This is a genomic window from Parabacteroides sp. AM17-47 (assembly GCF_003434625.1).
GTDB lineage: Bacteria > Bacteroidota > Bacteroidia > Bacteroidales > Tannerellaceae > Parabacteroides > Parabacteroides distasonis.
This window is the reverse complement of record NZ_QTLI01000010.1, coordinates 89,504-115,884: the sequence shown is the minus strand read 5'-3', so window position 1 is coordinate 115,884 and position 26,381 is coordinate 89,504. Positions and strand designations below refer to the sequence as shown.

At 44.4% G+C, this 26,381-nt stretch carries 18 protein-coding genes; 6 read left to right on the top strand and 12 right to left on the bottom strand.

Annotated features, from left to right (window positions below):
• Nucleotides 1-179 precede the first annotated feature (179 nt).
• Genes ribF through DW205_RS09955 form a run of 3 tightly spaced genes read left to right on the top strand, consistent with a single transcriptional unit; the run spans nucleotide 180 to nucleotide 3,435 of the window.
• Nucleotides 180-1,100, top strand: coding sequence for a riboflavin biosynthesis protein RibF (gene ribF / locus DW205_RS09965; protein ID WP_005863575.1), 921 nt, complete (start codon nucleotides 180-182; stop codon nucleotides 1,098-1,100).
• Nucleotide 1,101: 1 nt separating this feature from the next.
• Nucleotides 1,102-2,157, top strand: coding sequence for a M20 family metallo-hydrolase (locus tag DW205_RS09960; RefSeq protein ID WP_005860216.1), 1,056 nt, complete (start codon nucleotides 1,102-1,104; stop codon nucleotides 2,155-2,157).
• Nucleotides 2,158-2,160: 3 nt separating this feature from the next.
• Nucleotides 2,161-3,435, top strand: a complete 1,275-nt coding sequence (locus DW205_RS09955; RefSeq protein ID WP_005863577.1) for a lipopolysaccharide biosynthesis protein — start codon at nucleotides 2,161-2,163, stop codon at nucleotides 3,433-3,435.
• 96 nt (nucleotides 3,436-3,531) lie between these two features.
• On the opposite strand, the gene DW205_RS09950 is transcribed toward DW205_RS09955, so the two are convergent.
• Together DW205_RS09950 and DW205_RS09945 are read right to left on the bottom strand one after the other, a co-directional pair.
• Nucleotides 3,532-3,981 carry a YqaA family protein gene (locus DW205_RS09950; RefSeq protein ID WP_005863579.1) on the bottom strand — a complete coding sequence of 150 codons (450 nt, stop codon included), beginning with the start codon at nucleotides 3,979-3,981 and terminating at the stop codon, nucleotides 3,532-3,534.
• On the bottom strand, nucleotides 3,966-4,982 hold the full coding sequence (locus tag DW205_RS09945; RefSeq protein ID WP_005863581.1) for a hypothetical protein: 1,017 nt from the start codon (nucleotides 4,980-4,982) through the stop codon (nucleotides 3,966-3,968). The genes DW205_RS09950 and DW205_RS09945 overlap by 16 nt, the downstream gene beginning before the upstream one ends.
• 896 nt (nucleotides 4,983-5,878) lie before the next feature.
• Here DW205_RS09945 and DW205_RS09940 point away from each other — a divergent pair.
• From DW205_RS09940 to DW205_RS09930, 3 genes are all read left to right on the top strand, one after another.
• Complete coding sequence (locus tag DW205_RS09940) at nucleotides 5,879-8,917, top strand: TonB-dependent receptor (RefSeq protein ID WP_005863583.1); 3,039 nt, start codon at nucleotides 5,879-5,881, stop codon at nucleotides 8,915-8,917.
• A gap of 14 nt (nucleotides 8,918-8,931) precedes the next feature.
• Nucleotides 8,932-10,443, top strand: a complete 1,512-nt coding sequence (locus DW205_RS09935) for a RagB/SusD family nutrient uptake outer membrane protein (RefSeq protein WP_227154381.1) — start codon at nucleotides 8,932-8,934, stop codon at nucleotides 10,441-10,443.
• 74 nt (nucleotides 10,444-10,517) lie between these two features.
• Nucleotides 10,518-11,495 (top strand): endonuclease/exonuclease/phosphatase family protein, encoded by a 978-nt coding sequence (locus tag DW205_RS09930; protein WP_005863587.1) that lies wholly within the window; start codon nucleotides 10,518-10,520, stop codon nucleotides 11,493-11,495.
• A gap of 63 nt (nucleotides 11,496-11,558) precedes the next feature.
• On the opposite strand, the gene DW205_RS09925 is transcribed toward DW205_RS09930, so the two are convergent.
• The 10 genes from DW205_RS09925 to DW205_RS09880 form a co-directional block, all read right to left on the bottom strand.
• A complete protein-coding gene (locus DW205_RS09925) occupies nucleotides 11,559-14,141 on the bottom strand; it encodes a family 78 glycoside hydrolase catalytic domain (RefSeq protein ID WP_005863589.1) in 2,583 nt (860 codons plus the stop codon).
• A 24-nt stretch (nucleotides 14,142-14,165) separates the two neighbouring features.
• Nucleotides 14,166-15,437: a phosphoribosylamine--glycine ligase gene (gene purD, locus DW205_RS09920; RefSeq protein WP_005863591.1), complete on the bottom strand. Its 1,272-nt coding sequence runs from the start codon at nucleotides 15,435-15,437 to the stop codon at nucleotides 14,166-14,168.
• A 42-nt stretch (nucleotides 15,438-15,479) separates the two neighbouring features.
• On the bottom strand, nucleotides 15,480-17,681 hold the full coding sequence (locus DW205_RS09915; RefSeq protein ID WP_005863593.1) for a S9 family peptidase: 2,202 nt from the start codon (nucleotides 17,679-17,681) through the stop codon (nucleotides 15,480-15,482).
• Nucleotides 17,662-19,212 (bottom strand): class I SAM-dependent RNA methyltransferase, encoded by a 1,551-nt coding sequence (locus DW205_RS09910; RefSeq protein ID WP_005863595.1) that lies wholly within the window; start codon nucleotides 19,210-19,212, stop codon nucleotides 17,662-17,664. Before DW205_RS09910 ends, DW205_RS09915 begins: the two co-directional genes overlap by 20 nt.
• Before the next feature lie 130 nt (nucleotides 19,213-19,342).
• A complete protein-coding gene (locus DW205_RS09905) occupies nucleotides 19,343-20,242 on the bottom strand; it encodes a serine O-acetyltransferase (RefSeq protein WP_005860231.1) in 900 nt (299 codons plus the stop codon).
• Nucleotides 20,243-20,311: 69 nt separating this feature from the next.
• Complete coding sequence (locus DW205_RS09900) at nucleotides 20,312-21,874, bottom strand: ATP-binding protein (RefSeq protein WP_005863597.1); 1,563 nt, start codon at nucleotides 21,872-21,874, stop codon at nucleotides 20,312-20,314.
• A 118-nt stretch (nucleotides 21,875-21,992) separates the two neighbouring features.
• Nucleotides 21,993-22,988 carry a hypothetical protein gene (locus tag DW205_RS09895; protein WP_005863599.1) on the bottom strand — a complete coding sequence of 332 codons (996 nt, stop codon included), beginning with the start codon at nucleotides 22,986-22,988 and terminating at the stop codon, nucleotides 21,993-21,995.
• Nucleotides 22,985-24,121 carry a 6-bladed beta-propeller gene (locus tag DW205_RS09890; RefSeq protein WP_005863601.1) on the bottom strand — a complete coding sequence of 379 codons (1,137 nt, stop codon included), beginning with the start codon at nucleotides 24,119-24,121 and terminating at the stop codon, nucleotides 22,985-22,987. The genes DW205_RS09895 and DW205_RS09890 overlap by 4 nt, the downstream gene beginning before the upstream one ends.
• Nucleotides 24,122-24,590: 469 nt before the next feature.
• Nucleotides 24,591-25,799, bottom strand: coding sequence for a hypothetical protein (locus tag DW205_RS09885; RefSeq protein ID WP_121963082.1), 1,209 nt, complete (start codon nucleotides 25,797-25,799; stop codon nucleotides 24,591-24,593).
• A 13-nt stretch (nucleotides 25,800-25,812) separates the two neighbouring features.
• The gene (locus DW205_RS09880; protein ID WP_005860241.1) at nucleotides 25,813-26,292 is read right to left on the bottom strand and encodes a pyridoxamine 5'-phosphate oxidase family protein; all 480 of its coding nucleotides are present in this window, start codon (nucleotides 26,290-26,292) and stop codon (nucleotides 25,813-25,815) included.
• Nucleotides 26,293-26,381: the final 89 nt, after the last annotated feature.

The window sequence follows — 26,381 nt, the reverse complement described above, 5'->3', positions numbered from 1 at the left end:
TTTCATACTTAGCAAATATAGATATTTCCCGAGAACGAACCAAACCAACCTGTATCTAATTCTGCTGCAACGCGGGTTGCAGTAAACATACACGTAAAGTATCTATATATAAGAACATGATTATTAAAAATTATCCCGTACATTTGTCTTTCGATTGGAATAGAAATGAATAAGGCGCAATGATTGTTGTAAGAGATTTTGACAGACTGAAAGGAAAGGAACTGGTAGCTACGATCGGATTTTTCGATGGTGTGCATCTAGGACACCGTTTTTTAATCGACGAGATGAAAGAGATAGCCAAAGCACGTAACCTGCCATCGGCCGTAATCACCTTCCCGGAACATCCCCGGGCCGTATTGCATGCGGATTACCAACCGAAGCTATTAAATTCTTTCGAGGAAAAGTTACAGCAATTAGAGACTACCGGAGTAGATTATTGCATCGTATTGGATTTTACGATCGAGCTATCCCGGCTCTCGGCCAAGGAATTCATTACCTCTATTTTAGCGAAGAGCCTGCATGTAAAGACCTTATTGATCGGATATGACCATCGTTTCGGGCACGATCGGACGGATGGCTTCGAGCAATATGTCGTTTATGGCACCGAATGTGGTATCGAGGTGCTGAAGGCATCTCCCTATGACGAAGGGAATACGGCCGTCAGCTCTTCCGAGATCCGGAAATTACTTCAAGCCGGAAATGTAGCGGAAGCCGCTTATTTACTGACCTATCCCTATCAATTGCTGGGCCATATCGTCAGCGGCTATAAAGTAGGACGCACGCTAGGATTTCCCACGGCGAATATACGGGTAGATGAGCCTTTTAAAGTCATTCCGGGTATTGGCGTATATGCCGTATGGGTGGAGGTGGAAGGCGAACGATATAAGGGAATGCTTTATATCGGTGACCGTCCGACACTCAATAATGGGAAGGACATATCCATGGAGGTCAATATTCTGGATTTCTCCGGAGATATCTACAATGATAGCATTCGTGTCTCATTCGTTCAATACGTACGCAGAGACATCAAATTCGATTCCTTAGAAGAATTGAAAGCCCAACTGGAGAAAGACAGATGCACCGTAAATAATTTATTATAATATGGAAAGATATTACGAAGCGATTGATTTATTAAAAGGCATGATCTCCCGTCCGTCTTTCAGCCGGGACGAGACCGCCGTAGCGGATTTCCTGCAAGCAGAATGGCAAAAGGCCGGACAAAAGGTGTTCCGCAAAGGCAACAACCTGTGGATCATCGCCCCGGATTTCGATTTCGGTAAACCGACCCTTTTACTCAACTCCCATATAGACACCGTCAAGCCCGCTTCCGGTTGGACCAAAGACCCGTTCACTCCCGAAGAGACCGAGGATGATCAATTATATGGACTGGGCAGTAACGATGCCGGGGCGAGCGTAGTCTCCCTCTATGAAGCCTTCTGCATCTTAAGCGAGAAAGAGCAACCTTATAATCTAATCTTCCTCGCGTCTTGTGAGGAAGAGGTATCCGGGAAGAATGGCATTGAAAGCGCATTGGCCGAGCTTCCTCCTATCTCCTTCGCTGTCGTAGGTGAACCCACGGGTATGCAACCCGCCGTAGCCGAGAAAGGGTTAATGGTACTGGATTGCACCGCTATCGGAAAGGCCGGACATGCCGCACGTAATGAGGGCATCAATGCCATCACTTTAGCGATGAAGGATATAGAATGGTTCAGCACCTATCAATTCCCGGAGAAAAGCGACTTCCTCGGACCGGTGAAAATGACTGTCACCATCATCCATGCCGGTACGCAACACAATGTCGTTCCCGATAAATGCGAATTCACAGTAGATATTCGCACCAACGAATTTTATACGAACGAACAGTTATTCGAGCTAATCAAGGAAAAGGTTCATTGTGAGATCAAGGCCCGCAGCTTCCGCCTTAGCTCCACCCGCACGGATCTGGATCATCCTTTTGTGCGACGGGCGATCTTGATGGGAAAAGAGCCTTTCGGCTCTCCTACGCTTAGCGACCAAGCCTTGATGCGTTTCCCCTCCGTAAAGATAGGGCCGGGAAACTCGGCACGTTCCCATTCCGCGGACGAATACATCAAGGGACCGGAGATCCGGGAAGCGATCGATACCTATGTAAGGTTACTGAATGGATTACAACTATAGCTTATGTTAAAAAAGATACTGGGGACAATAGGCTCGCGTTATCTGATAGCCTTCCTTAACCTAGCGCTGATCTTCATCAACGCAAAGGTACTGGGAATCGAGGGCGTGGGGATGATCGGGTTGATCGTGGCCTCGGTAAATATAGCGGTAATCGTCAACGGGATTTTATGCGGGAATACGATTGTCTATTTCATGAACCGTTACTCCATGCGGACAATTTTCCTTCCCGCATATCTGTGGACACCTATCGGCTCTTCCCTAGCTTGCGGCTTCATGTATCTTACCGGGCTTTTACCCACCGGCTATCGGCTGGATATCTTCTTGTTGGCGATCTTGAGCTCTACGGTAAACGCCAATGCCCGCTTCTTGTTGGGTAAAGACAATATCAAAGGGTTTAATCTCACGTTTATATTGCAAGGAGGACTGCTATTTTTCGTCTTACTCTATTTCTATTATATATTGAAGCGCCCGGACGTACGGTCGTATGTCTGGGGATTATATGTCACGAACGGCATAGCCTTTATTGCCAGCCTATCGATGCTTGTTCCTTATTTCTTAAAGGAGACATCCCGGTCTTCCGGCAAATCACTCTACGGTCTATTAAAAGAAATGTTTGCCTACGGCCTGTGGGCCGGTGCGGACGGGTTGGCGGAAACCTGTACTACCCGACTCAATTATTTCTTGATACAACGTTTCGCCGGGTTGGGAAGCGTAGGCTTGCTAGATGCTGGGACCAAGATCTCCGAGAGTGTATGGAATATTAGTCGCAGCGTAAGTTTCATCGAATACAGTAGCGTGGCCAAGACCTCAGAGGCAACGGAACAAAAACGTATTACCTTACAGCTTTTCAAATTGACCTTTTGCGCTTTAGCCCTCGTGATGGGATGTATCCTATTGGTACCGGAATGGATATATACGGATTATCTTTTCAGCGCCGAGTTCAAAGGCATACGTAAAGTGATAGGCGGATTATCGATCGGAATCGTAGCGTTAGGCTGCAACAGCATCATCAGCCATTATTTCATCGGCAGCGGAAAGATCCGGTACAGTACGGCAAGCTCGTGCGTAGGGCTTATTGCCTTATTAATCTCCGGCTTTTTACTCATCCCGTCTTACGGGGTCGTAGGTTCCGCTATCACGACCAGTATCGCCTTTACCTCTATGCTGGTTTTCTCATTGACGGTCTTCTCCCGGCAAACACTTACACGCTGGAATGAGTTCCTTCCGAACAAAAAAGACTTCCAAGCTTGCAGAATTCATATACAAAAATCCTTGTAATTCTATCACGAATTTTATCGATAACGCCATCAAGTTCACGGAAAAGGGGACAATTACGCTTGAAATGATTTCGTGCAAGATACAGGTCTCGGGTTATCAAAACATGGACTGTACCTTATAAACAAACTCCATCCAAACCCAATAACGGATCGCTTTTCCTAAGAACATGGAGATCGCCACGACCCATATATTAGCCCGCAAGAAACCTAGAGCGACAGCGATAAAATCACCGATACCGGGAAGAAAAACAAAGAAGCCCATCCAAGAGCCTTTTCCCTTGATCCAATCCTGCACCTTCTGTAGTTTTACCGGATCGAGTTTGAGGTATTTCTCGATCCACTCTACCTTTCCCAGCATCCCCAGCCAATAGCAGCTCATTCCACCTAAGAAATTACCAAGCGTAGCAGCGATCATGCAAGGCCAATATGCCGAACCCGCCAATAATACACCCGTCAATACGACCTCGCTGCTAAACGGTAAGATCGTGGCCGCTAAGAAAGAGGCGATAAACACCCCGATATACCCGTAGGCTATAAGAAATTCCATATACGTATCATTAATAATGCGATAAACATAACTACCGAGAAATGGAACAGCCAAAAGATATATTTCCCCCGGTTCACCGTAAAAAAATGGGCGATCAAGATAGACGCCGGTACACAGGCCATTTCCAGAAATTCCTCGGACGACTGCTCATAGATAAAGAACAATCCAAACGACCAAATGGCCATGACAATCAGAAAAGAAAGAAACTGACGAGTACGCAAATTATCCTCATACTCATGTGTAACGATGTTTAATGAGGCAATGATCGTTAATCCCGCCACTAAAACAATCTGTATCCAATCTATAATTCCCGTCCCTAGTACCGCAAGGAAACGGATCTTGAATAAGGAGGTGAAAGGTATGGTAAATGCCGTGAAATCCCATTCCCAGACACACCATCCGAAAACAAACCAATAAACCGTCAAGATTCCGAACAAGGAAGCGACAAAGGTCCGGATATTCAATGTCCTGAAATTATACATCCCCAGCCAAAACAGCGGCAAGAACCAAAGGATGTGTATCCACAACAGACTTCCGATACTGATAATCAAGGATGCGTTATAAGCCTTATCCGTAGCGTCCGGGTCATGATAAGAGGTAAATAACTGATAAAGGGCCAATATCAAACAAAACACCCCGACAGATGTTGATTTCAAGGGAAAGAAATCCGGGTTTGTACTTGTCAACAAGGCATAGAAGAGAAAGGGAAGCAATGTCTTCTCACGAATCAACATCAACGCATAGTTTACCCGATGCACCAGAAACGCACCACCGGCCATCAGCAAAAAACCGATCAAATAGGTAAACAACTTTCCCGGAAAAACCAGACAAAGGGCATTCCATAAAGGAGGAGCCGTCACCTCTCCATACACGGGATAACCTACCGAATCCACATACCCCACGATCCAACAAAAAATACAAGCGCAAAGCATGTACAAATGGGTCATAGGTGTCGCTATAGTATATCTACGTCCGTAATATGAAGTTGTTCCTCTTGCCATATACCTTATTCTTTCATATTCACATCCTAAAGGAATGAAATAAGTAGCAAAGGTATGAAAATATAACAAGTAAACTGCATCGGCCAACAAAGTTTACTAACCTTGTCATTTCAATTAACTGATTTGGCCGATGCAGCTAACAGACTTGGTCAATGCAGCCAACTGCAAATTAGCTATGTCTTTTTACCATATCACTTAAATATTATATTTACATTTGAAAAATATTCTCACAGAGCGTTGCATTGTTCAAAAAGAAACGTATATTTGTGTTGTCTGGCTAAAGAGCGGTCAGAAAAATAAAAAGAAAGCGTTTTTTGCTTTATCCTTGGTTCGAAGTCTGGAAAATTTCAAGCAAGGAGGATGAAGACAATGTAGCGCTCATTCTGTTAGTGCATGTACACGGCAAGCATTCGCTATGCCAATACATAACTTTACAGCGTGGGAATATTGTTTACTTATTCATCCTTGCAAGGTATTTCCAGACACCCGAATCAGATGAATAGAAAACAAGTCTCACGCTTACTTTGTTTTAAACCTAAAAATTTATATTACCCATAGGAGACAGAGGGAACTTTATTCAGGAAAGGACTTATGGGTACACAACGTCGGTGTTATGAGATCCAAGCCAACGTATCCCACTTGTAATTCAGGATCAAGAGGTACTCCCTCTAACAATTCATGTAAACAATTGCTCAAAGCCCTCACGGCTACTTTGTTAACGTTAAGAATAAGCCCTTAAACGTATGTTAAATTGATTATTTATGAGCAAGATTTAATATAGAGAAAACCATATAAAAGCGCTTAGATTCAAAATCTTTCTTACTATGCAACTCTAATGTAATCTACTTGTCACATGAATAGTCGTACTTTGTAATAGCTAAAAATTAAAACGATTTATGAAAAATTGCAAACATGTAGTCCCTATTCTGGGAGCCTTTTGCTTGATGGCATCTTTATCCTTTATGCCAAAGGAAGCTTGGGCAGAGTCTTCATTAGCACCTATCAGCCAGCAACAAGGCAGTTATCAGTTAACCGGTACCATCCTCGATGGAATGGGTGAACCTGTAATTGGAGCCAATGTATTGGTAAAAGGAACAACGAATGGAGTAGTAACAGACTTAAATGGGAAGTTCAGTTTACAAGTAAAGCCAAACGACATTCTACAAATCAGTTATATCGGTTATAATTCACAAGAAGTGGCAGTCAAAGGCCAACATACACTTAATATTACCCTGAAAGAAGATGTGGAATCTTTAGATGAGGTAGTGGTAGTTGGTTATGGGACAATGAAGAAGAAAGACCTAACCGGCTCTGTGAGTAGCGTGAAGGCAGATGAGCTGACAGCCTTTACCGTAGCCAACCCAGTACAGGCTTTACAAGGAAGAGTTCCCGGCGTAGTACTCTCCCAAAATACAGGTGATCCTTCCGGAGACTATTCTATTAGGATACGTGGAGTAAACTCTATCAAAGGTGACAACTCACCCCTATACATTATCGATGGTATTCCTGCCAGCACAGCCTCTATCAATACCTATGATATTGAATCTATGGAAATTTTGAAAGACGCATCCGCTACTGCCATCTATGGTTCACGTGGTGCTAATGGTGTCGTGATGATCACGACCAAGAAAGGGAAAAGTGGAAAAGCGAAAGTCTCATACGATTTTGAATATGGATTCCAAAAGCAAATCAAGAAACTGGATTTGATGGATGCCCAAGAGTGGGCCCGTTTTTATAACGAATACCTTGTAAACGCAGAGATACTGGAAACCGCTCCCTTTAGTGAAGCTGACATAACCGCCATGGGGAAAGGTATGGACTGGCAAAAAGAGTTCTTTCAAAATGCTCCCATTATGAATCATAACATCAATGTATCTGGAGGTACCGATGACCTAAAATATTTTGTCAGTGGCTCTGCCATGACTAAAGATGGTTTGATCCCGAACAGTTATTATAACAAGTACAATTTGCGTAGTAGTTTGGATATGACTATGAGCAAGATGATAACCGCTTCCGTCAGTATGGGCTATAGTATGATTAACCAGATGAACCAGTCTGATGGAGGTGGTAATGGCGGTTCATCTATGATTGGTGCTGCTTACTCCGCCTCACCAAACTTTTATCCTTATGATGAGAATGGAGATTATAAAGATCTACGCTCTTGGTACAGCTGGTCTAGCCATGAGATCAAGAACCCTTTATGTATGGCTTATGAGTCCACTTATAAAACCGTGACAAATCTGACCAACATCAACGCCGCCTTGAACTTCAATCCGATTAAAGGCTTAAGCATACGGACCAGTTTCGGATTGGAAGGATCTGATGCCCGCTACGATGGTTACACCACCAAAAAGTATATTTACAAAAATAATACTGCCGATGTCAACCACAAGCGTAGTACGAACATCATTAACGAAGATATCGTGACCTACGATTTTTCGTTAAACAACATCCACAGTTTTAACGTAATGGGCGGCTTTACTTACCAACAAAATGTTTACAAATCGATCGCAGCCTCAGGCAACACTTTCTTGAGTGACGTTCAAGAAACGAACAACCTGTCATCAGCAGGAACAGCCAACACACCAAGTACAAACTACAGCAAATGGGTCTTGATGTCTTATCTTGGGCGTATCAACTATAGTTTATTAGGACGTTACCTCGTAACAGCCAGTTTCCGTGCTGATGGATCAAGCCGCTATTCGGAAGGATCAAGATGGGGATATTTCCCTTCTGGTGCTGTGGCATGGCGTGTGTCTGAAGAGCCTTTCATGAAAGAATTTGAAAGTATTTCAAACATGAAGTTGCGTGTTGGCTATGGAAAGACAGGCTCAACAGCTATTGATCCCTACATGACACAAAATCTACTAACCACAGGCAAGACTGCTACTGGAAGCGAGAACGTACCTTACTACTCACCCAGCAGTACCTATCCAGAAGATCTGAAATGGGAGACGACCTCGCAATGGGATGCCGGCGTGGATTTGGGATTCTTTAAACAACGTCTACGTATTACCGCAGACTACTATTATAAGAAAACCACGGATCTACTGAATACAGTATCACTTCCTTCATCATCCGGTTACAAGTCCACCGTACGTAACATCGGTAGTATAAGCAATCAAGGCGTCGAATTATTGATCGAGGGTGATGTGGTACAAAACAAGGACTTTGGCTTAACCTTACAGTTCAATATAGCTCATAATAAGAATCGCGTCGAAGAATTAGCTGATGGTAAAGATATCCTTGGCACAACTTATAGCAACTATGGATCTGGTTCCATCACAATTATCCGTGAAGGTGAGCCATTAGGAGCTTTCTATGTCTACAAAGACACTGGTTTAGACGAGAACGGTTCTTTATCTTATGAGGATATGAACGGAGATGGCCAGTACACCGATACGGAAGACCGTTACATCGCAGGTTCTCCTTTCCCTGATTTTACATATGGTTTGAACTGTGGTATCCGCTATAAGAACTGGGACTTCAACTTCTTTTTACAAGGCAGTCAAGGTAACGACGTGTTTAACTTGAGTGAGATGCGAAACTACAGCTATGGCCAAGGCATGAATATTGAGCGTAAAGTATACTACGAGAGTTGGCGAGAAGGTCAAGACAACAGTCATGCTGCCTATCCCAAGATCAATGCCGTTGGTTCACTGAAATACTCTGACCGCTTTATCGAGAATGGTTCCTATCTGCGTCTAAAAAACATCAGTTTAGCTTACAATCTGCCATGTGACAAGTGGGCTACCAAAAATTGGCTAAACGGTATTCGTATCTTCGTTAGCGCACAGAACTGGTTGACATTAACGAAGTATAAAGGTGTAGATCCTGAAGTTAGCTCAAAAGGCAGCGACGTGAATGCAGGTATAGACCATTTGACTTATCCAAACAGTAAAACCCTTTCCATGGGTGTGAGTGTTAAATTTTAAAATAAGCGAAAACAATGAGACATCTAATAATAATAAGCGCAATGGCCGGAGTTACTCTACTAACAGCTTGTGACAACGCCTTAAATGAGACCGATTATACTTATTCGATCTCAAGCGAGACATTTTATAATACTGTAGAAGAAGCAAATGCTGCGGTATTAGCACCGTTAGACGCAATGCGGTCAGCCTATAATTCAAACTTCTTCGCCACATTAGAGATCAATACAGAATATTGTTATCCAAAAGGAGTTTATCAAACATACAAACAATACAATGGCTTTGTGAACGCAACACATATGAACCGGAGTGATTCAAACTGGCAGAGCCTCTATAAGGCTATTATGTTCTGTAACACCGCTATCGAGCGGATACCTAACGCTACAAAGATGACCGAAGAGGAAAAGTTGGCCTATCTGGGAGAGTTACGCTTTTTACGAGGCTTCAACTACTTTAATCTCGTGAAATACTGGGGTGGTGTACCTTTGAAAACAGATAAAAATATCACAGAGTGGAATATTCCCAAGAGTAGCAAAGAAGAAGTATACAACTTCATAATCGAAGATTTAAAATATGCTTTAGATAATTGTCCTGACAAAAAACGTTATTTGGCTACTCCAGATAAAAATACCGTACGGGTCTGCCTAGCAGATGTATATATGCATACAGGAGATTACATCGAGGCAAAAAAGCTAAGTGGAGAAGTGGTGAACAGTGGTACATACCAATTAGTACAAGTTGCGGAACCACGTGACTTTGACAAGGTATTTGGCGCAGACTTGACCACCTCTACAGAGGAGATATTCTACATCAAGACTTCACGTATTGATGGTAAGACATGGGACTACCTATCCTATACCTCACATCCAAAGTATGAGTTCGTTCCCGGTAAAACCATGTTAAATGGTAACGGCTATTACACGCACTATACAGACCTGCGTAACCATATCATCAAGAGCTGGGACACGAATGACCTACGTTACGGTATGAACATAGGTTTTTATGTATTCGGCAAAGACGCTTACGGTGAATATACTTGTCTACTCACAAAATATACGGATCCGAACGCACAAGGTAATGGCGCAAATGTATCTATTCCTTTGATCCGCTATACAGATGCTATGCTGATCTACAGTGAGGCTTGTGCCCGTGTTGCCAATACCCCAACTATGGAATCCATTGAAATGTTAAACCAATTGCGCCGACGTGCCTATGGCAAAGATCCTAAAGTACCTAATGCTGAACTGGACTATAAGTTGAGTGATTACGCCAGTATGACCGCTTATATGGATTTACTATTAAAAGAAGAGACTTATGAACACTTCAATGAGGCAAAGCACTGGGACTTCATAGTCCGTCAAGGTCGTGCTCAAGAACTGGTAGGTAAGTACTTTAATGTGGAGACCGGTGAATATACACAGATTCAAGAACGTCATTATTTATGGAAAATACCAGACAGCGAATTCAATTATAACAAAGCAATGGATCAAGTTAAAGATCAGAATCCGGGTTATACCAGCTCCAATTAAAAAAGAAAAAGATAAATTTGTAACAAACCAGTCCCGGGTTACTTACGCCCGGGACAAAACAAATCAGATATATTATGAACAGAAACAAATTTTTAAAGACATTATCCGCAGTCTGCATCTCCACTCTCTTAATCTCTTGCGGACAAAAAAAAGAACAGAAACCATTACGTCTACTCTACTGGAATATACAAAACGGTATGTGGTGTGGACAAGATGATAATTACGAGAAATTCACGACTTGGGTAAAACAACAAGATCCTGATATTTGCGTATGGTGTGAGGCTCAAAGCATCTATAAAAATGGTACCGCGGATCCTTTGGATTCCCAAGAACGTTTTCTGGTAGATAATTGGGGAGTATTAGCCAAACGGTACGGACACCCTTACTGGTACATAGGCGGACATCGGGATAATTACCCGCAGGTCATCACCTCTAAGTATCCGATCGAAAATATAAAAAAAATAATAGGTGAGGAGCCAAACCAAGTAGTAACCCACGGTGCCGGTTGGGCAAAGATCATTGTAGACGAAAAGGTTTTAAATATAGTAACACTACACACATGGCCACAACAATGGGCTTTTCGCACTGAAGACCAAGAAGCAAGTAAAGCTGAAAACGGTGGTGATAAATACCGTCGCATGGAAATAGAGTATATTTGTAAGCACACCATTGGTACTAGCACGAATGCTACCAACGAATATTGGATGATGATGGGTGACTTCAACAGCCGCAATCGCACAGACAACGCCATCTATCGATATCCGGAAGATAGTCCTAAGTTTTTGACGCAAGACTATATCGCTCAAGAAACACCTTATGTAGATGTCATCGCTAAGAAGTATCCAAATGAATTTAAGACAACAACCGGTAAAGAAGCCCGCATTGATTACGTATATTGTACACAGCCTTTGTTTGACATAATCCAGTATGCAGACGTAATTACAGATGAGTACACGAAGCCTGTACGTGACCCGAAAGAGCTATCTAATTTCTGGTGGCCATCCGATCATCGTCCGATTATTATTGATTTTGATCTGAGTAAATTAAAATAATACTATCAATAATCTTACCCAAGCTTACAAACTTCAATGTAAACTTGGGTAAGTATAAGCTACTTATTTAACGATCTGATACGAACCCGCACGATACTCGTGAGCTTGGCTTTCGCCCGGAAGTGTCACGAGAGCGACCGCTCCTTCGGGAATGGTGAAATCCCAAATCCACTGGTCTCCCTCATACTTCCAAGAGCTCTTGATAATCCCTGCCGCCGAATTGTACTCCGCGTTTACGAACTCCAGACGCTTATCGGGAATCGGCTTCATGATAATGCGCTTGAATCCTGGCTCCGACGTATCCGCAGAGATACCAGCCATGGTCTCCCACATCCATTCACATACACATCCATAGGCATAGTGATTAAAGCTGTTCATGCCTTGCGGTCCCATGCCTTTATCAAGCATATAGCTATTCCAACGCTCCCAAATCGTTGTCGCCCCATTATCTACCGAATACAGCCAACTCGGATTCTTGCGCTGGAAAAGAAGCTCGTAAGCGATATCGCTCATTCCATTCTCCGTAAGCGTAGGCATCAGGATAGAAGTACCCAAGAAACCTGTCTGAAGGCAATTGCCATGCTCGGCGAAGTTGTCACGCAGTCGTTTCATCATGTTCTCCTTGGCTACCCCTTCGACCAGCTTGTTCTTCAAGGCGAATAGGGCAGGCGTCTGCATGGTATTGAATATCGCCGTCTTAAATTCTCCGTCAACATTCAGGAATTTATCCAATATATACTGTTTCGCTAGAGCAGCCATCGCTTCGTATTTCTCGGCATCCCGTCCCGTCGCACGAGCCATATCGCTCATCATTCCGGCATCTATAAGCCAGTAATTCGCACTTAGATAATTCCAATAATCATAGGCTTCCGGAAGCGTTCCGGATCCATCCTTCGCTGTATGTCTGCCGCTGCAACTCTCAAGCGGCTCGTAACTGAGCCAGTCGGCCCACTGGTAATTGCCATTCTCCGCGCTGAGGGCATGATGGTCATACTTGGTCTCGTTGATATGATTGAGATATTTCTCCATCGCCGCCCAATTCTCATCGATAATCTGAGTGTCACCAAATTGTTTCCAGACAACCCAAGGCACGATAACTCCCGCGTCCGACCAGCCCAAGCGGTTCATATCAGTAGGAGACGCACCGTATTGAGCCAATGGAGCGACACCGGGATACGCACCGGTTGGTGATTGTGTGTCACGCATATCACGCATCCATTTATGGAAGAAATCAGCGGTATTGGCAAAGAAAGTACCAGTCTCAGCAAATACCTGCGTGTCGGCGGTCCATCCCAGCCGTTCGTTGCGCTGCGGACAGTCGGTAGGAACCGAAAGGTAGTTGGAACGTTGTCCCCATAGGGTATTTGAAATCAACTGATTGACTAGTTTGTTGCCGGTCGTTATTGATCCGGTCTCCATCTGTTGGGTAATCGAGGAGACAGGAATCGACTGGATCGACCGGATACGTACCTCCTGATCGGCCGTGATCGATACGAAGCGATAACCATAGAACGTGCGAAGAGGGCGATAGGTCGTATAGTCCTTATGATCCGCAAAGGTATAGTCGAGTAACATCCCGGTATCCGGAGTGCGTAGATTCAAGCGATGGCAACTACCTTCAGGCCCATCCATTCCTCGGCTCTTCGCACCATTTCCATCGTTCAATATCTCAGAAGGACGACAATTTAGTTGGGTACCCTCCTTTGCCATGAACTCGAAAGCAGGAACCGCCGCGCAATTCTGGCCAAAGTCCACGACAAGTGTCTCGCCCGGATGAACCACCATTTCCTCGCCAGCCGCATATTCTTTCGTTATAACAACCTTTCCATAAGCATCTTCACTCTCTCCGGTGACCCCTTTCCATAGATAGGCCTTTTGAGGAGAAAGCGCCAAATCTTCACGAAAATAGACCTCACCTCCATTTGAAGGAAGTATCTCTCCCTCAAATTCCGTATTCTTTTCCGGTGTCGAAAGCTTATCGAGCGTATCGTATCCCGGTAACTCACGGGCATCATATTCCTCACCATCAAAGATAGCGGCATGTTTGACCGGTCCGGCGATCCCGGCTTTCCAATCGCTCGTATTGGAACCTAAGTACGCCTTGCTACCATCCGCATAGGTAAGCTCAAGCACTCCACGGAAAGCGACCTTGGTACCCACCATTCCTTGCTGGCCGCTGTATGTGATGATCTTATCGGCCCACCATCCCGGTGTCACCTGCACAGCGAAAACATTCTCCGCTCCCGCTTGTTTCGACAGGGCATTGCTTACCTCATACGTAAACGAACGCTTCGTCTTGTAGGGATGCGTAAAACCCGGTTTGAGAATCTCTTCTCCGATCAACTTCCCATTCACGTATAACTCGTACACACCCAAGCCCGTGGTCATCCAGCGTGCCGAGGTTATCTCTTTTTCATTCCTTACGACACTCACGAACCAAGCGGCACCATCGGCCGCACGCTCATTCGATCCGTTGATCTCACCCGTTATAACAGGAGCATTTGCCACGGATATCCATTCGGAATGGTTCCAAGCGGCATCATCCAATGCGGAGACACGCTTCCCCGATTCGTTCGTCTGATCAGTCGAACATGCATAGAGAGCCGCACAAACAACCCCTAAAAGCAATAGTTTTCGTTTTTTCATACGTATATTCTCTCTAATTGTCATTTACAGATCAAACCCGATATCCCGACGGAAATACTTCTTATCGAAATCGATCTGCTTAGCTCCGGCGAAAGATTGGGCCAAAGCCTCTTCCTTAGTAGCCCCATACGAACTGACCGCAATCACACGACCGCCATTCGTCAGGATCTGGCCGTCTACCAGCTTCGTTCCGGCATGGAACACTATATTGTTCGAGGATACGCCATCCAATCCCGTGATTACCTTATTTTTCTCGTAAGCCTCCGGATAACCGCCGCTTACCAACATAACCGTAACCGCCGCGCGAGGGTCCTGTACCAATGTACGAGCCGCTAAATCGCCTTCCGCTACCCCTTCCAGCAAATCAACCAAATCGCTTTGGATACGAAGCATGACTACCTCTGTCTCCGGATCGCCCATACGACAATTGTATTCTATCACCATCGGCTCATTCTTCACATTGATCAGACCCAAGAAGATGAAACCTTTATAATCGATATGCTCCGCTTTCAATCCCTCTACGGTAGGACGGATAATACGCTCGTCCACCTTCGCCATAAATACCTCATCCGCAAAAGGAACCGGGGAAACAGCTCCCATTCCACCTGTGTTTAAACCCGTATTACCCTCACCGATACGCTTATAATCTTTTGCTACCGGAAGCACCTTGTAATCGTTGCCATCCGTCAAGACGAATACGGAGCATTCGATACCATCCAAGAACTCCTCGATCACGACCGTCTTGCTCGCGTCGCCAAACATTCCGCCCAGCATATCTCCCAACTCTTTCTTGGCTTCCTCCAAGTTATCGATAATCAGTACCCCTTTACCGGCAGCCAATCCATCCGCTTTCAATACATAAGGAGCGGAAAGAGATTCCAAGAACGCATAGCCTTCCTCTAGGTTTTCAGTGGAAATACTCTTATAACGAGCGGTCGGGATATGATGACGCATCATAAACGCCTTGGCGAAATCCTTGCTACCTTCCAATTGGGCACCTTCCCCACTCGGGCCGATCACGGGGATGGAGCTTAATGCCTCATCCTTCTTGAAATAATCATAAACACCCTTCACCAATGGATCCTCGGGACCTACCACGACCATATTCACTTGGTTCGCCAACGCAAAATCCTTGATAGCGGCAAAATCATCCGCTTTAATATCCACGTTGGTTCCTACCAACGCTGTTCCCGCATTACCGGGAGCGATAAATAACTTATCAACTTTCGGGCTTTGAGCGATCTTCCAAGCGATCGCATGCTCACGCCCACCAGAGCCTAATAACAATATATTCATATCTCTTCTAATTTTCAATTCTCAATTCTCCATTCTCCATTTTCAATTCCCAAGGTAGTCATCGAAATACCTCGTAATCTTCTCATGCAAATGCGGACGGTCCTTACCGGTCACATTATGCTCATGGCGAGGATACACAAAGTAATCCGGATACGTATCAGCCTCTACGCAAGCCTTTAAGAAACCAAGGCTGTGTTGCCACACTACCACCGGATCGATATCCCCATGTATCATCAACAGATGGCCTTTCAGATTACCGGCCTTCAGTTTCAGGTTCGCGTTCTTATAACCTTCCGGATTATCCTGCGGGCGATCCATATAACGCTCGCCATACATAATCTCGTAATTGCTCCAGTCGATAACCGGCCCTCCGGCCACGCCCACCTTAAAGATCTCCGGATAAGTCAGCATCAAGTTCGTTGTCATAAAACCGCCATAACTCCAGCCATGTACCCCGATACGGTCGGCATCCACATAAGGCAAGGATTTCAGGAACTCGACACCCTTCACTTGGTCCGCCATCTCATTGATACCCAAATTACGATGAATCACGCTCTCAAAAGCATGTCCACGATTTGCCGAGCCGCGGCTATCCACGGTAAACATCACATAACCTCTCTGTGCCATATAGAGGTCCCAACCACGAGCCCCGTTTTGCCAGTCGCCCGTAACAAGCTGTACTTTAGGGCCTCCATATACATAGACAATCGTAGGATACTTCTTCGTCTCATCCAAATCCGGCGGTAAAGTCAACCGGTAATTCAAGCGAGTCTTACCATCGGCAGCAAGGATATGTCCAACCTTGATCCGGGGCATCCGATACAATTTAAAGGGATCCGGAGCGGAAAGTAAGGTAGAAATCACCTTAGCGTCCTTTATACAGACTAAATCGATATCCCTCGGGGTAGAAGGAGAACTTACATAATCAATCGCATATTCGCCGGAGGGACTCAGCAACCAACGGTGCACGCCCACTTTCCAACTCAAGCAATTCATGATATCACCCGTTCTCAAATCCGTCTCCCAAATATAACGTTGCATCCCCGTTCCTTGCATATTCGGAGATACGGGATGAGGTGCCGTTCCCTCGAAAATCACCTTATTTCCGTCTTTGCTAAAGCCTAGCACCTTGGTAACCACCCATTCCCCACCGGTTAGCTTCCTTAATTCCTTTCCAGTCGTATCATACAGATATAGATGGTTATAGCCATCCGCCTCACTCTGCCAGATAAACTTATCCGGATCGTTCGGCAAGAAGAGCACAGGATGCTGCGGCTCCACATAACAACGATCCGTCTCGGTAAACAGATCAGCCTCTTTCTTTCCCGTCAAGGCAGAGTACCGCACCAAATGCATCTCGTTCTGCTCACGATTCAACTCAGCGATATAAATACTCTTCTCATCCGGACTCCAAGCGATATTTGTTAAATATTTCTCTTTCGGCAAGCCTGTCTCCAACCAAACCGTCTGCCCGGTAGCTACCTGATAGACACCCACCGTAACCTCATGGCTCTTCATTCCAGCCATCGGATATTTATGAGGAACCGGCGTAGCGCAACGAGTATCGATATTCACCAGCGGGTAAGCGGTCACCATACGCTCATCCATACGATAAAACGCTAGAGCCGAGCCTTTAGGAGACCAAAACATACCTTTCGTAATCCCGAACTCCCGTTGATGGACAGCCTGTCCGCATACGATTCCATCCTGTGTTTCACGTGTAACAATCGTATTTCGTCCATCCGGGGATAAAATATGCACATTGTTTCCCTCCGTAAAAGCTAAGTTATTCGTAGCCGGGCAAAAGTCATAATTCGCCCAGTTATTCTTCAAAGCATAATCAGCGACTACCTTATTCTTCTTATAGTCATAATGAATCCGGTGCTGTTTGCTAGTAAAAGCCAAGACCGAACCACTTTCATAAGGTACCGAAAAGCTAGGCAAGGAACCAACCGTCTGTAGGTTTGCCACCATCAAGGCCCCATTCAGTCTTTCCAACGAAAAAAGGACCTCTTCTTTTTTCCCCGGCTTAGCTCCTAACACGCTATCTCCCTTAACATATAAGTACTCGTCCCCACACCATCGTAACTGTTTCAAGTCACGAGGTACGAAGCGGCTATACGTTTTTCCTCCCGGAATCAAGTCGTGCAAGGAGAGTTGCTTATCTTGGGCGGTAATCGACATCGTTAATAAAATCAGACATAGGCTTATGAATAAAGATGATTTAATCCTCATAATCATCATACCCTCTCCGTTTTATAGGCTTTATAGGTTTGCTAAACGGGCGCTTTCCATCCCGCTTATGATCGCCAAACCCTTTCTTACGGTCATCCTCATCCCGATAACGCATTTTCACAGGACGTTCTCCTTTTGGCTTGATCGGCTTACGAACCGGGGCATCCACGAATTTCTTGCGGACCGGACGATCCTCTCCCCGATCCTCTCCAAAGATACGTTTCCCCGGAATGGAAGCGAAACGCTCCTCATCATCCTCGCTATGAGCAGCGGCGAAACGACGTTCCGGACGATCCACACGGCCCGTACGGAAGTTTGGACGATCATTGCCTCTACGCTCGAAAGAGCCTTCCGATCTGTGCGGACGCTCCTCTCCATCCTCATTCAATGCCTTTTTGAAGTCCTTATTGGTTCCCTCAAATAACTCATAGCAACGGTATTCGCACTCCAAGGAACCGTTCATCAATTTGATCTTCTCGCTCGGGCGCAAGCCGATCTTATCGAAACATTCATCTTTATAGCTCAAAATCCAAGCCTTATATCCCATGAACACATGTTTCAAACGCTCGCCGATCATATTATACAATCCCAATAGATCACGAGATGATATACGCTCTCCATAAGGTGGGTTCGTCACCAATATACCTGGCTTCGGAGCCTCTGTATATTGTTGGAACGGTTTCACCTTCAGATCGATATATTTCATCAAGCCAGCGCTACGGATATTCTCCAAGGCGATATCGATAGCGGCTTGGGAAATATCGGAGCCATAGCAATGGAAAGCGAACTCACGCTCCCCGCTCTCATCATTATAAATACGATCGAACAATTCCTCATCATAGTCCACCCATTTCTGGAAAGCGAACTCTTTCCGATGAATACCCGGAGCGATATTCAAGGCGATCATGGCAGCCTCGATCAACAATGTACCGGAACCACACATCGGATCTACGAAATTAGATTCTCCTTTCCAACCGGTTTTTAGGATCATGCCGGCAGCCAACACCTCATTCAACGGAGCTTCCGTTTGATCCACCCGATAACCACGCTTGTGCAAAGACTCGCCGGAGCTATCGATAGATAAGGTACAATCGTTATGCGAAATATGGATATTGATATATAAGTCCGGGTTATTGACACGAACGGACGGACGCTTCTTGAACTTCTCGATGAAATAATCCACGATAGCGTCTTTCGTACGGTAAGCGACAAACTTCGAGTGATTGAAATCCTCGGAATAGATCACCGAGTCGATCGCGAACGTCTTGTCCAGCGACAAATACTTCTCCCACTCTACCTTTTTCACCTCTTTATAAACGGTATCAGCATCTTTGGCCTTGAAATGATAAATCGGTTTCAGAATGCGCAGGGCAGTACGGCAGTGGAAATTCGCTTTATAAAGCAATTCCTTATCACCCGTAAAGGAAACCATACGACGACCGATCTGCAAGTCGTTGGCACCTAAAGCTAATAACTCCTCGGCCAAGATCTCTTCCAACCCGTATAGGGTTTTGGCCACCATTTCAAATGTCTCGCTCATTTTAATTGAAAATTGAGAATTGAGAATTGAAAATTATTCCCAATTGCGTATTACGTTGTTTATTATTAATTATTCTCATTTCGCTCTCTGACATGCTTCGATCTCCTTCCAGCTACCCTCTTGATAATTTTCAATTCTCAATTTTCAATTGTGTAACCGTACTCCCTGCCGGTACATCCTCCGCTATCCAGACGTTACCACATATCGTAGCCCCTCTGCCAATCCGGATTTTACCGATTAAGGTGGAATTAGAATATACTGTCACATGATCTTCCAAGATAGGATGACGGGCTACGCCACGGATAGCGTTACCGTTCTCATCGGGGGGAAGTTTCTCTCCCGCCAAGCTGACGCCCTGAAAGATTCGGACGTAATTGCCGATCACGCTCGTCTCGCCGATCACCGTACCCGTCCCGTGGTCTATCGAGAAATGATGACCGATCTTCGCGCCCGGATGGATATCGATACCGGTCTCGGAATGTGCCATCTCCGTAATCATACGAGGAATATAAGGAACCCCGAGCTTATACAATTGATGGGCGATCCGGTAATTACCGATCGCCCGGAAACCGGGATAACAAAATATGACCTCACCTAGATTTTGAGCGGCGGGATCGCCATTGAAAGTCGCCTCCACATCCGTAGCCAGCAGACCGCGAATCTCCGGAAGCGTAGAGATGAAAGCCTCCGAAATAGCCTCTGCCTCAGCGGAGATCTTTTCTTCCGGGCAAGTCACGCAAGATGTATCCGCGAAACAAAGTCCCGCATAAACCTGCTTGGATAATAAAGAATGAAGAGTCTCAACATTTACGCCCGTATGAAAACGGATCGTCTGTTTACTGATACGGGCATTCCCATAATAACCGGGGAACAGGATCGCACGGCATAGATCGATGATCTCTTTCAGCACCTCGCCCGAGGGCAGCGCCTCCTCATCCCTGTACGCATGGAACAATTGTTTATACGATGCCTCATCCGATAGCTTCTCCACCGTATCGCCCAATACGCTACTATGCCTCTGTATATCCATTATTTGCGGAATATTCTTTATAATGCGCAAAAATAGTATTTTATTTGAGAACACCTTCACGAAGAGGCATCAAAAATACAGCCAACGACTAATATTACGTTCTATAGCGCTAAATTCCACGCCAACCTTTATCAACTTACGCCCATCCGCCTGATAGGGAACCAAATAACCTTTCTCATCGATTTGCCATATGGCTTCCTCGGCGGTTCCGTTCAACTTGAACTCAAAGACGTAAATGTATTTTGGTGTTTTAACCACCGCATCCGCACGTCCTCTGGCACTTCGCACCTCCGCCTCAGTAAATTGCCCCATCAACTTAAAGACCAAATAGAAAACCACTTGATAATGACGTTCGGTCTTATCATTCAACTCATACGGGAAATCAGCGAAGAAAGCTTGGAGACGGGAAAGGAAAGCATCTATATCCTTTGTCCGTAATTCTTGTACAAATTTACCAATATAAAAACTCTGCTCTTCCTTGGAAATGGAGGTATAGTAAGGGACTAAGAAATTAATAAAACCATATTTTACTTCTTCGTTCGGAAATTCCAATAAATAATTACGAAATTCCCGATCATAATCCTTTATCGTCAAATATCCACTCTGATAAATCAACGGAATCGGATTATTGGTGTTTACTCGATATTCAGTGAATGAAGCAGCAGGCGCCTCGATACCATCTATCAAAAGCCGTAAATCATAATTACTTTTACGGAGGAGGCTCACCAAAAAGGTCGGCGTACCCGTCTGAAACCAATAACTCTCCAACTCCAGCTTATTGAACGCATTCAGTACACTGAACGGATTAAACACTCCCACTCCATCTTGATGAAAATGATACCCATCATAATTACGTTCCATCCGCTCTACCACCTCAACAAACGACCAATTATTCTTTTTCCCGAAGGCTTCTATCTCCGGTACAAAATTCGTCGCTAACTCTTCCCGTGTTATGCCACAAAGCGTTGCGAATTGCCAGTCCATGCTAATATCGTTCAACTGGTTCAAGTCACTAAACACGCTAACTTGAGAGAACTTTGTCACCCCGGTTAGGAATACAAAGCGCAAATAGCGATCCGCACTTTTCAACACCCCATAGAACGCTTTCAACATTAGGCGATACTCCTCTTGCAATTTCTCATTATCAAATGATTGCAAAAGAGGCTTATCATACTCATCCACTAAAACGACCACCCGTTTTCCTGTCTGTTCACAAATCAAGCGTAACAAGGTAAACAAACGGTCATCAATCGTCTCATCCGCATCACTAGAACCATATATAGCCTCGTAAACAAGCAACTGCCTATCCACAAGACGAATCAGATCCTCCCCTGTATCAAATTTCTTGGCATTCAAATCCAAATGGATCACCGGATACTCAATCCAATCCTGTTCCAACCGTTCGATAGCCAATCCCTTAAACAGATCTTTTCTTCCTTTAAAATAAGCCTCAAAAGTAGAAAGCAAAAGGCTCTTTCCAAACCTACGGGGACGACTTAGGAAAAACGGTGTCTCCAACGAGGCCATCCGCCACACCCATTCCGTCTTATCCACATATACATAATTCCCTTCCCTTATCTTCTCGAAGGTCTGTATACCTATCGGCAGTTTGCGTACGATACTGTTTGTCATTATCTTTTCACTTTTGTTCCAAAGATAATTACTATTCTTGTCTTCCACAAGTTATTTACATCTCCAATCAGAAACTCGCTTTCGAGAAAACGGAGTTTCAGCCTGTCAAGAATATCATTTACAACAGGTATTTTACCACATCCAATGCTCCACTTTCATCAAGAGCCAAGGCGACCAGAAAACCATCGGAAGGGTCTACGGCAATCCTCTTTATTGAACGATCAAAATTCAATCGTTTCTTTAATTGGCCATCCCAAGAAAGAACCAGCAATGTGGATAAATTAGAAAAATCCACAGAACCATCGTACAAGCAATATACATACTGATCCGTACCGCATATATCGATAAAGCATTTCGTCGTTCCAAGAACATCCACTTGGGTGTCATTTTTCTTCAATAAAGGCACGATAGGCTCCTTCCCATACGTAAAGCTCCTTTGATAAGTTCCCTTCAAATCGTAAAAATCAATTCGATTAAAGAAGCGCAAGGCAGCAACCACACTGTTTTGCCGCTCATTCACACAAAGATTAGGCAAATAAGCGACGTGCTTACAAGAACGATACGTTCTTGCTACTTTTGGTGGCTCCACCCAATAAATTCCCTCTTCCCGATTCGCATAACAGAAAGGACCATAAACATTTTTCTCTACGATCGGAACCGCATAAACTTCTTTCGTGGTGACATTATAATGCGTAGAGGGAACAAGTTCGGGTATTAGTATATATTTCCGATCAAAACGCAAAGAATCCGCCAGCACCTGCATCTTATTAAATGTAAGTTGGTTATCCACGATCCAGAACTCATCCTTTCCGGCGGGTTCTTTTGTATTTGACTTCATAAACTCCGGATTAGAGAAATAAGTGGCACCATATCCTTTCAACGCAAACGCATGCAGGTGCGACAAATCATCTTTGTCGAATACTTGAATGATCGTATCACACCCACGAGCCAACAACACCAAATAAGACTCGGTAAGACCAATCCCATCATAGCATACACCAGAATCCCCTTTCATTAACAAATTTCCCTCCAGCCGTTTTTCTTCTCTTTCTGCATCGGAACAAGCGAGAAGAAACAAAGCGAAGAATACAATAATCCCATACAATACTCTCATGACCTTTCTATTTTAAATAAACATAAGATCGGATTATCGTCCTGTGTACGATTCTCCGCTATCCGTCTCAAATCCTCATAATGTATCTGATTACGCAACAGCACCGTCGAACTGATCTTCCCGATAAAATAATCTTTATACACTCCGCAAATACCGTAAAAGCCTGTCAACCCCGTAGCCCTTATGAAGTTGGGGAACGCATACGAGAATGCCTCTTTCCTATCCTTGTCATAAAATCCGAAGTAAGTTACCTTATCGCACATATAGGTCGCATGCAGGATCCGTTCGGTCTCCAGCAGCCCAAAAGAATTTACATAGCCGGAGCGAAACAGATCGCCAGAGAAATCTCTCCCGCCTCTCCCTTTCTCCTTGACATACTCGATAGGAGGCATACTTTTATCTCCGAAGCGAACTTTATAAGCAGGCTCCAACATCCCGTCCTTCACTTTCCATACTTCGGGGGTAAAGGGGAAATGCGCATACCAATTCCCAGCAAAGGCATGCAACGTCTTGCTCCCATTGATCGTATGGCCGGACGTGAAATAAGCCGGTCCCAACAATGCGTCTTGCTCTCCTTTCCTGTCCGTGGCTTTCAGATAGAAGTTTTCCCTTTGCGGTGTCGCAAATCCCAAAGGATAATACCAAATCCAATTCTCCTTATCTAAAGGGGCGCAGTCCACAAAATAATCAGCTACATCTTGCGTGGATATATATTGATAGGTATCCAGATCATAACGCAATAAGGCCGTCCCACCAAAATCCACCAATGTCAAGATTCGCTCTTTCTCATCCACGAAAAAGTGAGTTAGATAAAGATACTCTTTCGGCCCTTGTCCCCGCAAGCCTACACGAGTAATAAAATTTCCTTGATCACTGAATACAAAAAGCGCATTTATCTCATCACTTCTATCGAATACAAAAATACGATCGTCCACCCAGCAAACCCGGTAGAGATCTTTTAACAGCACGCTATCCTTCGTCTCCAAAGGAATGAATCTGCATTCCAAATGTTCCTGCAAGCCAACCGTACAATCGTTTCCGAAATCCACCACGTCCCACTCTTCCGATCGATTCTCGCATGCGGTCAAAATGGAAGCCAGACTTATCATCACTAAATAATATAGTTTTCTCATGTTTTTCATATTAGATTCAGACCGCTAATATACGTAACTTTTTGAAATACGCCAACTGCACAAGTTTTCCTAAGCGCACAATCGGAATTCACGAGAAGTACTACTTCCTTGGCCTATGAAGTATATCTCCTAGAGCAGTTGAAGTATATATTCTACAAAGGAAGGAGTAGTACTGAGAAAAAGGCCTGTTGGGATATAACCCTAAAAACTTTCGATAATTAGAAGGGGATACAGTGTTTATTTCCCACATAGTTATTGTACATTTTTCCAAATGCATTTAAAACCTCATTATCTGTTTCCCAAAACACGTACGTGTTTTCACAAATTCTCGTACGTGTTTCCGGAAAAACACGTACATATTTTTCCGGAAACATCATCAACTTTTTATCAGTCTGATTATAAAGACATTATCAATACGTATATTTTAAATACTTACTGTATTTTTCACTATCAACAAAATACCTTATGGTTATGATTTTTGAAGCCCCAAGAAGGCTTTATTTACGAGCTTATCGACTTCCTTATACAGCCGTTGTATTTCCTTTGTATCCAATCCATTTTGCTCCCACTCCGTCTTATGAGCGTCGAATAAATCGAAAATCCGGTTCTCTACCGCACGAAGCTGTTGGATATAACCAGATTGGTCATCATTCCATAACAGTTGCCAATGCAAATACTTTTGGCCGTTACCACGATGTATGGAGTAGACATTCTTCTGTAATTGAACAGAATACCAATCTAATAGGGCTGTTTTATAGGATGCGTCGTAAGTAACTAAAGCGCTTTGCTCCTTTCCCATTTTCACCCAAAGAGGAATAGCGACAGAGGTAGGAGGATATCCCAAGGCAGTCCACATCGTTGTCAATTCCGGATTCATGCCGGATCTCACGCCTTGGATTACGATAGAGGCCGTACTTTCCAGACGAGGGATGAAATCCTGCTCCACAAACCAACCCGTACGATTGTTCGGACTTTGTCCCTTGTCCATCAAATCGATATCCAGCAAGCTATTATAAAAAGAGCGGGAAGCCTGTTGAAAGATACGCTGAGGAGTAAATCCTCCGTCCCGCATTTCCTTAAAGATCTTTTTCGCATTCTCATAACGTACATATCCTTTGCCTTCATCCGTACGCCCCTCGAAAGAGAAATTCGTATAAATCAAGTAACCTTCCGGCGCCAGATTCGGATCATTCACGTCTTTCTTATAATATCGCTCATTATTCGTCTCATAATAAGCCGCGCCACCATAAGCATCGATCACTCCGAAATTAGCCTCCACACGCATCGGGCGAGGCAAGGTATCCAAGAAATGCTCGAAATCCTGCACCGTCTTACAGACTCTCAAGGCTTTTCGCATCAAGTTTCCCTCTTGATCCATCTCCTTTATATCATCGTCTTTCAAGTTATAAGAAGCCGTATTCATGATAGAGAAGCCCGTCTCATTGCTTCCGGTCCACACGGCTCCCTCCGGATCATCGCTATTTACCAGCCCCAGAAAACGATAGCCACCTTCGTCAAAATAACCGATATGGTTATACGGAGCGCCGGTATCCCGGTGTTTCCACATCAACGGACACCCGTCGGGAGTAGCCTTTCCAGTGATTATAATGGAGGTACAAGCCTTGTCAACCACCGGAAAACAAAGACATAGAACGAATAAAAGAAGTAGTTTTTTCATATCATTTATTGATTTAATAAGATTTCTTATGAGGAGCGCCAAATTCCTTACAGCTGACCTCGTCTATATCTACCGTCCAAATCTTCACGTTACGGACCGCCGGATCGCTATAACGGAAAGTCTTATCGGAATATTGCTTCATGATAATATCCAAGGCTTCCACCTTCTTGTCGAAATCCTCTTCGTAAGCGACCTTTCCCCAAGCGATCACGCTCTTCGAACGCATACGGTAGCTACAAGCTACCTCCGGGTGCTGGAAAACCAAGGCATGGTCAATACTAAACGTAATACAGACTTTCGGATTACGTTCCAATATAGAGATGCTTCGTCCATCCTGCGCCGAGTGTAAATAAATCACGCCATCCTTATAACCGAAATTCATCGGTAATACATAAGGCGTTCCATCTGTATCCGCCATGCCCACAAAGCAAACATCGCTCTGGCGGATAATCGATTCGATCTGTTCCTTGTCCGTGTGTATAAGTGTCTTCATATTCCTTTGTTTGATTCTTATCAAACACAAAATTATAAAAAAAATCCTCTTATATTTGTAACAGCTTCTCTACTTTCACCGTCTAAACT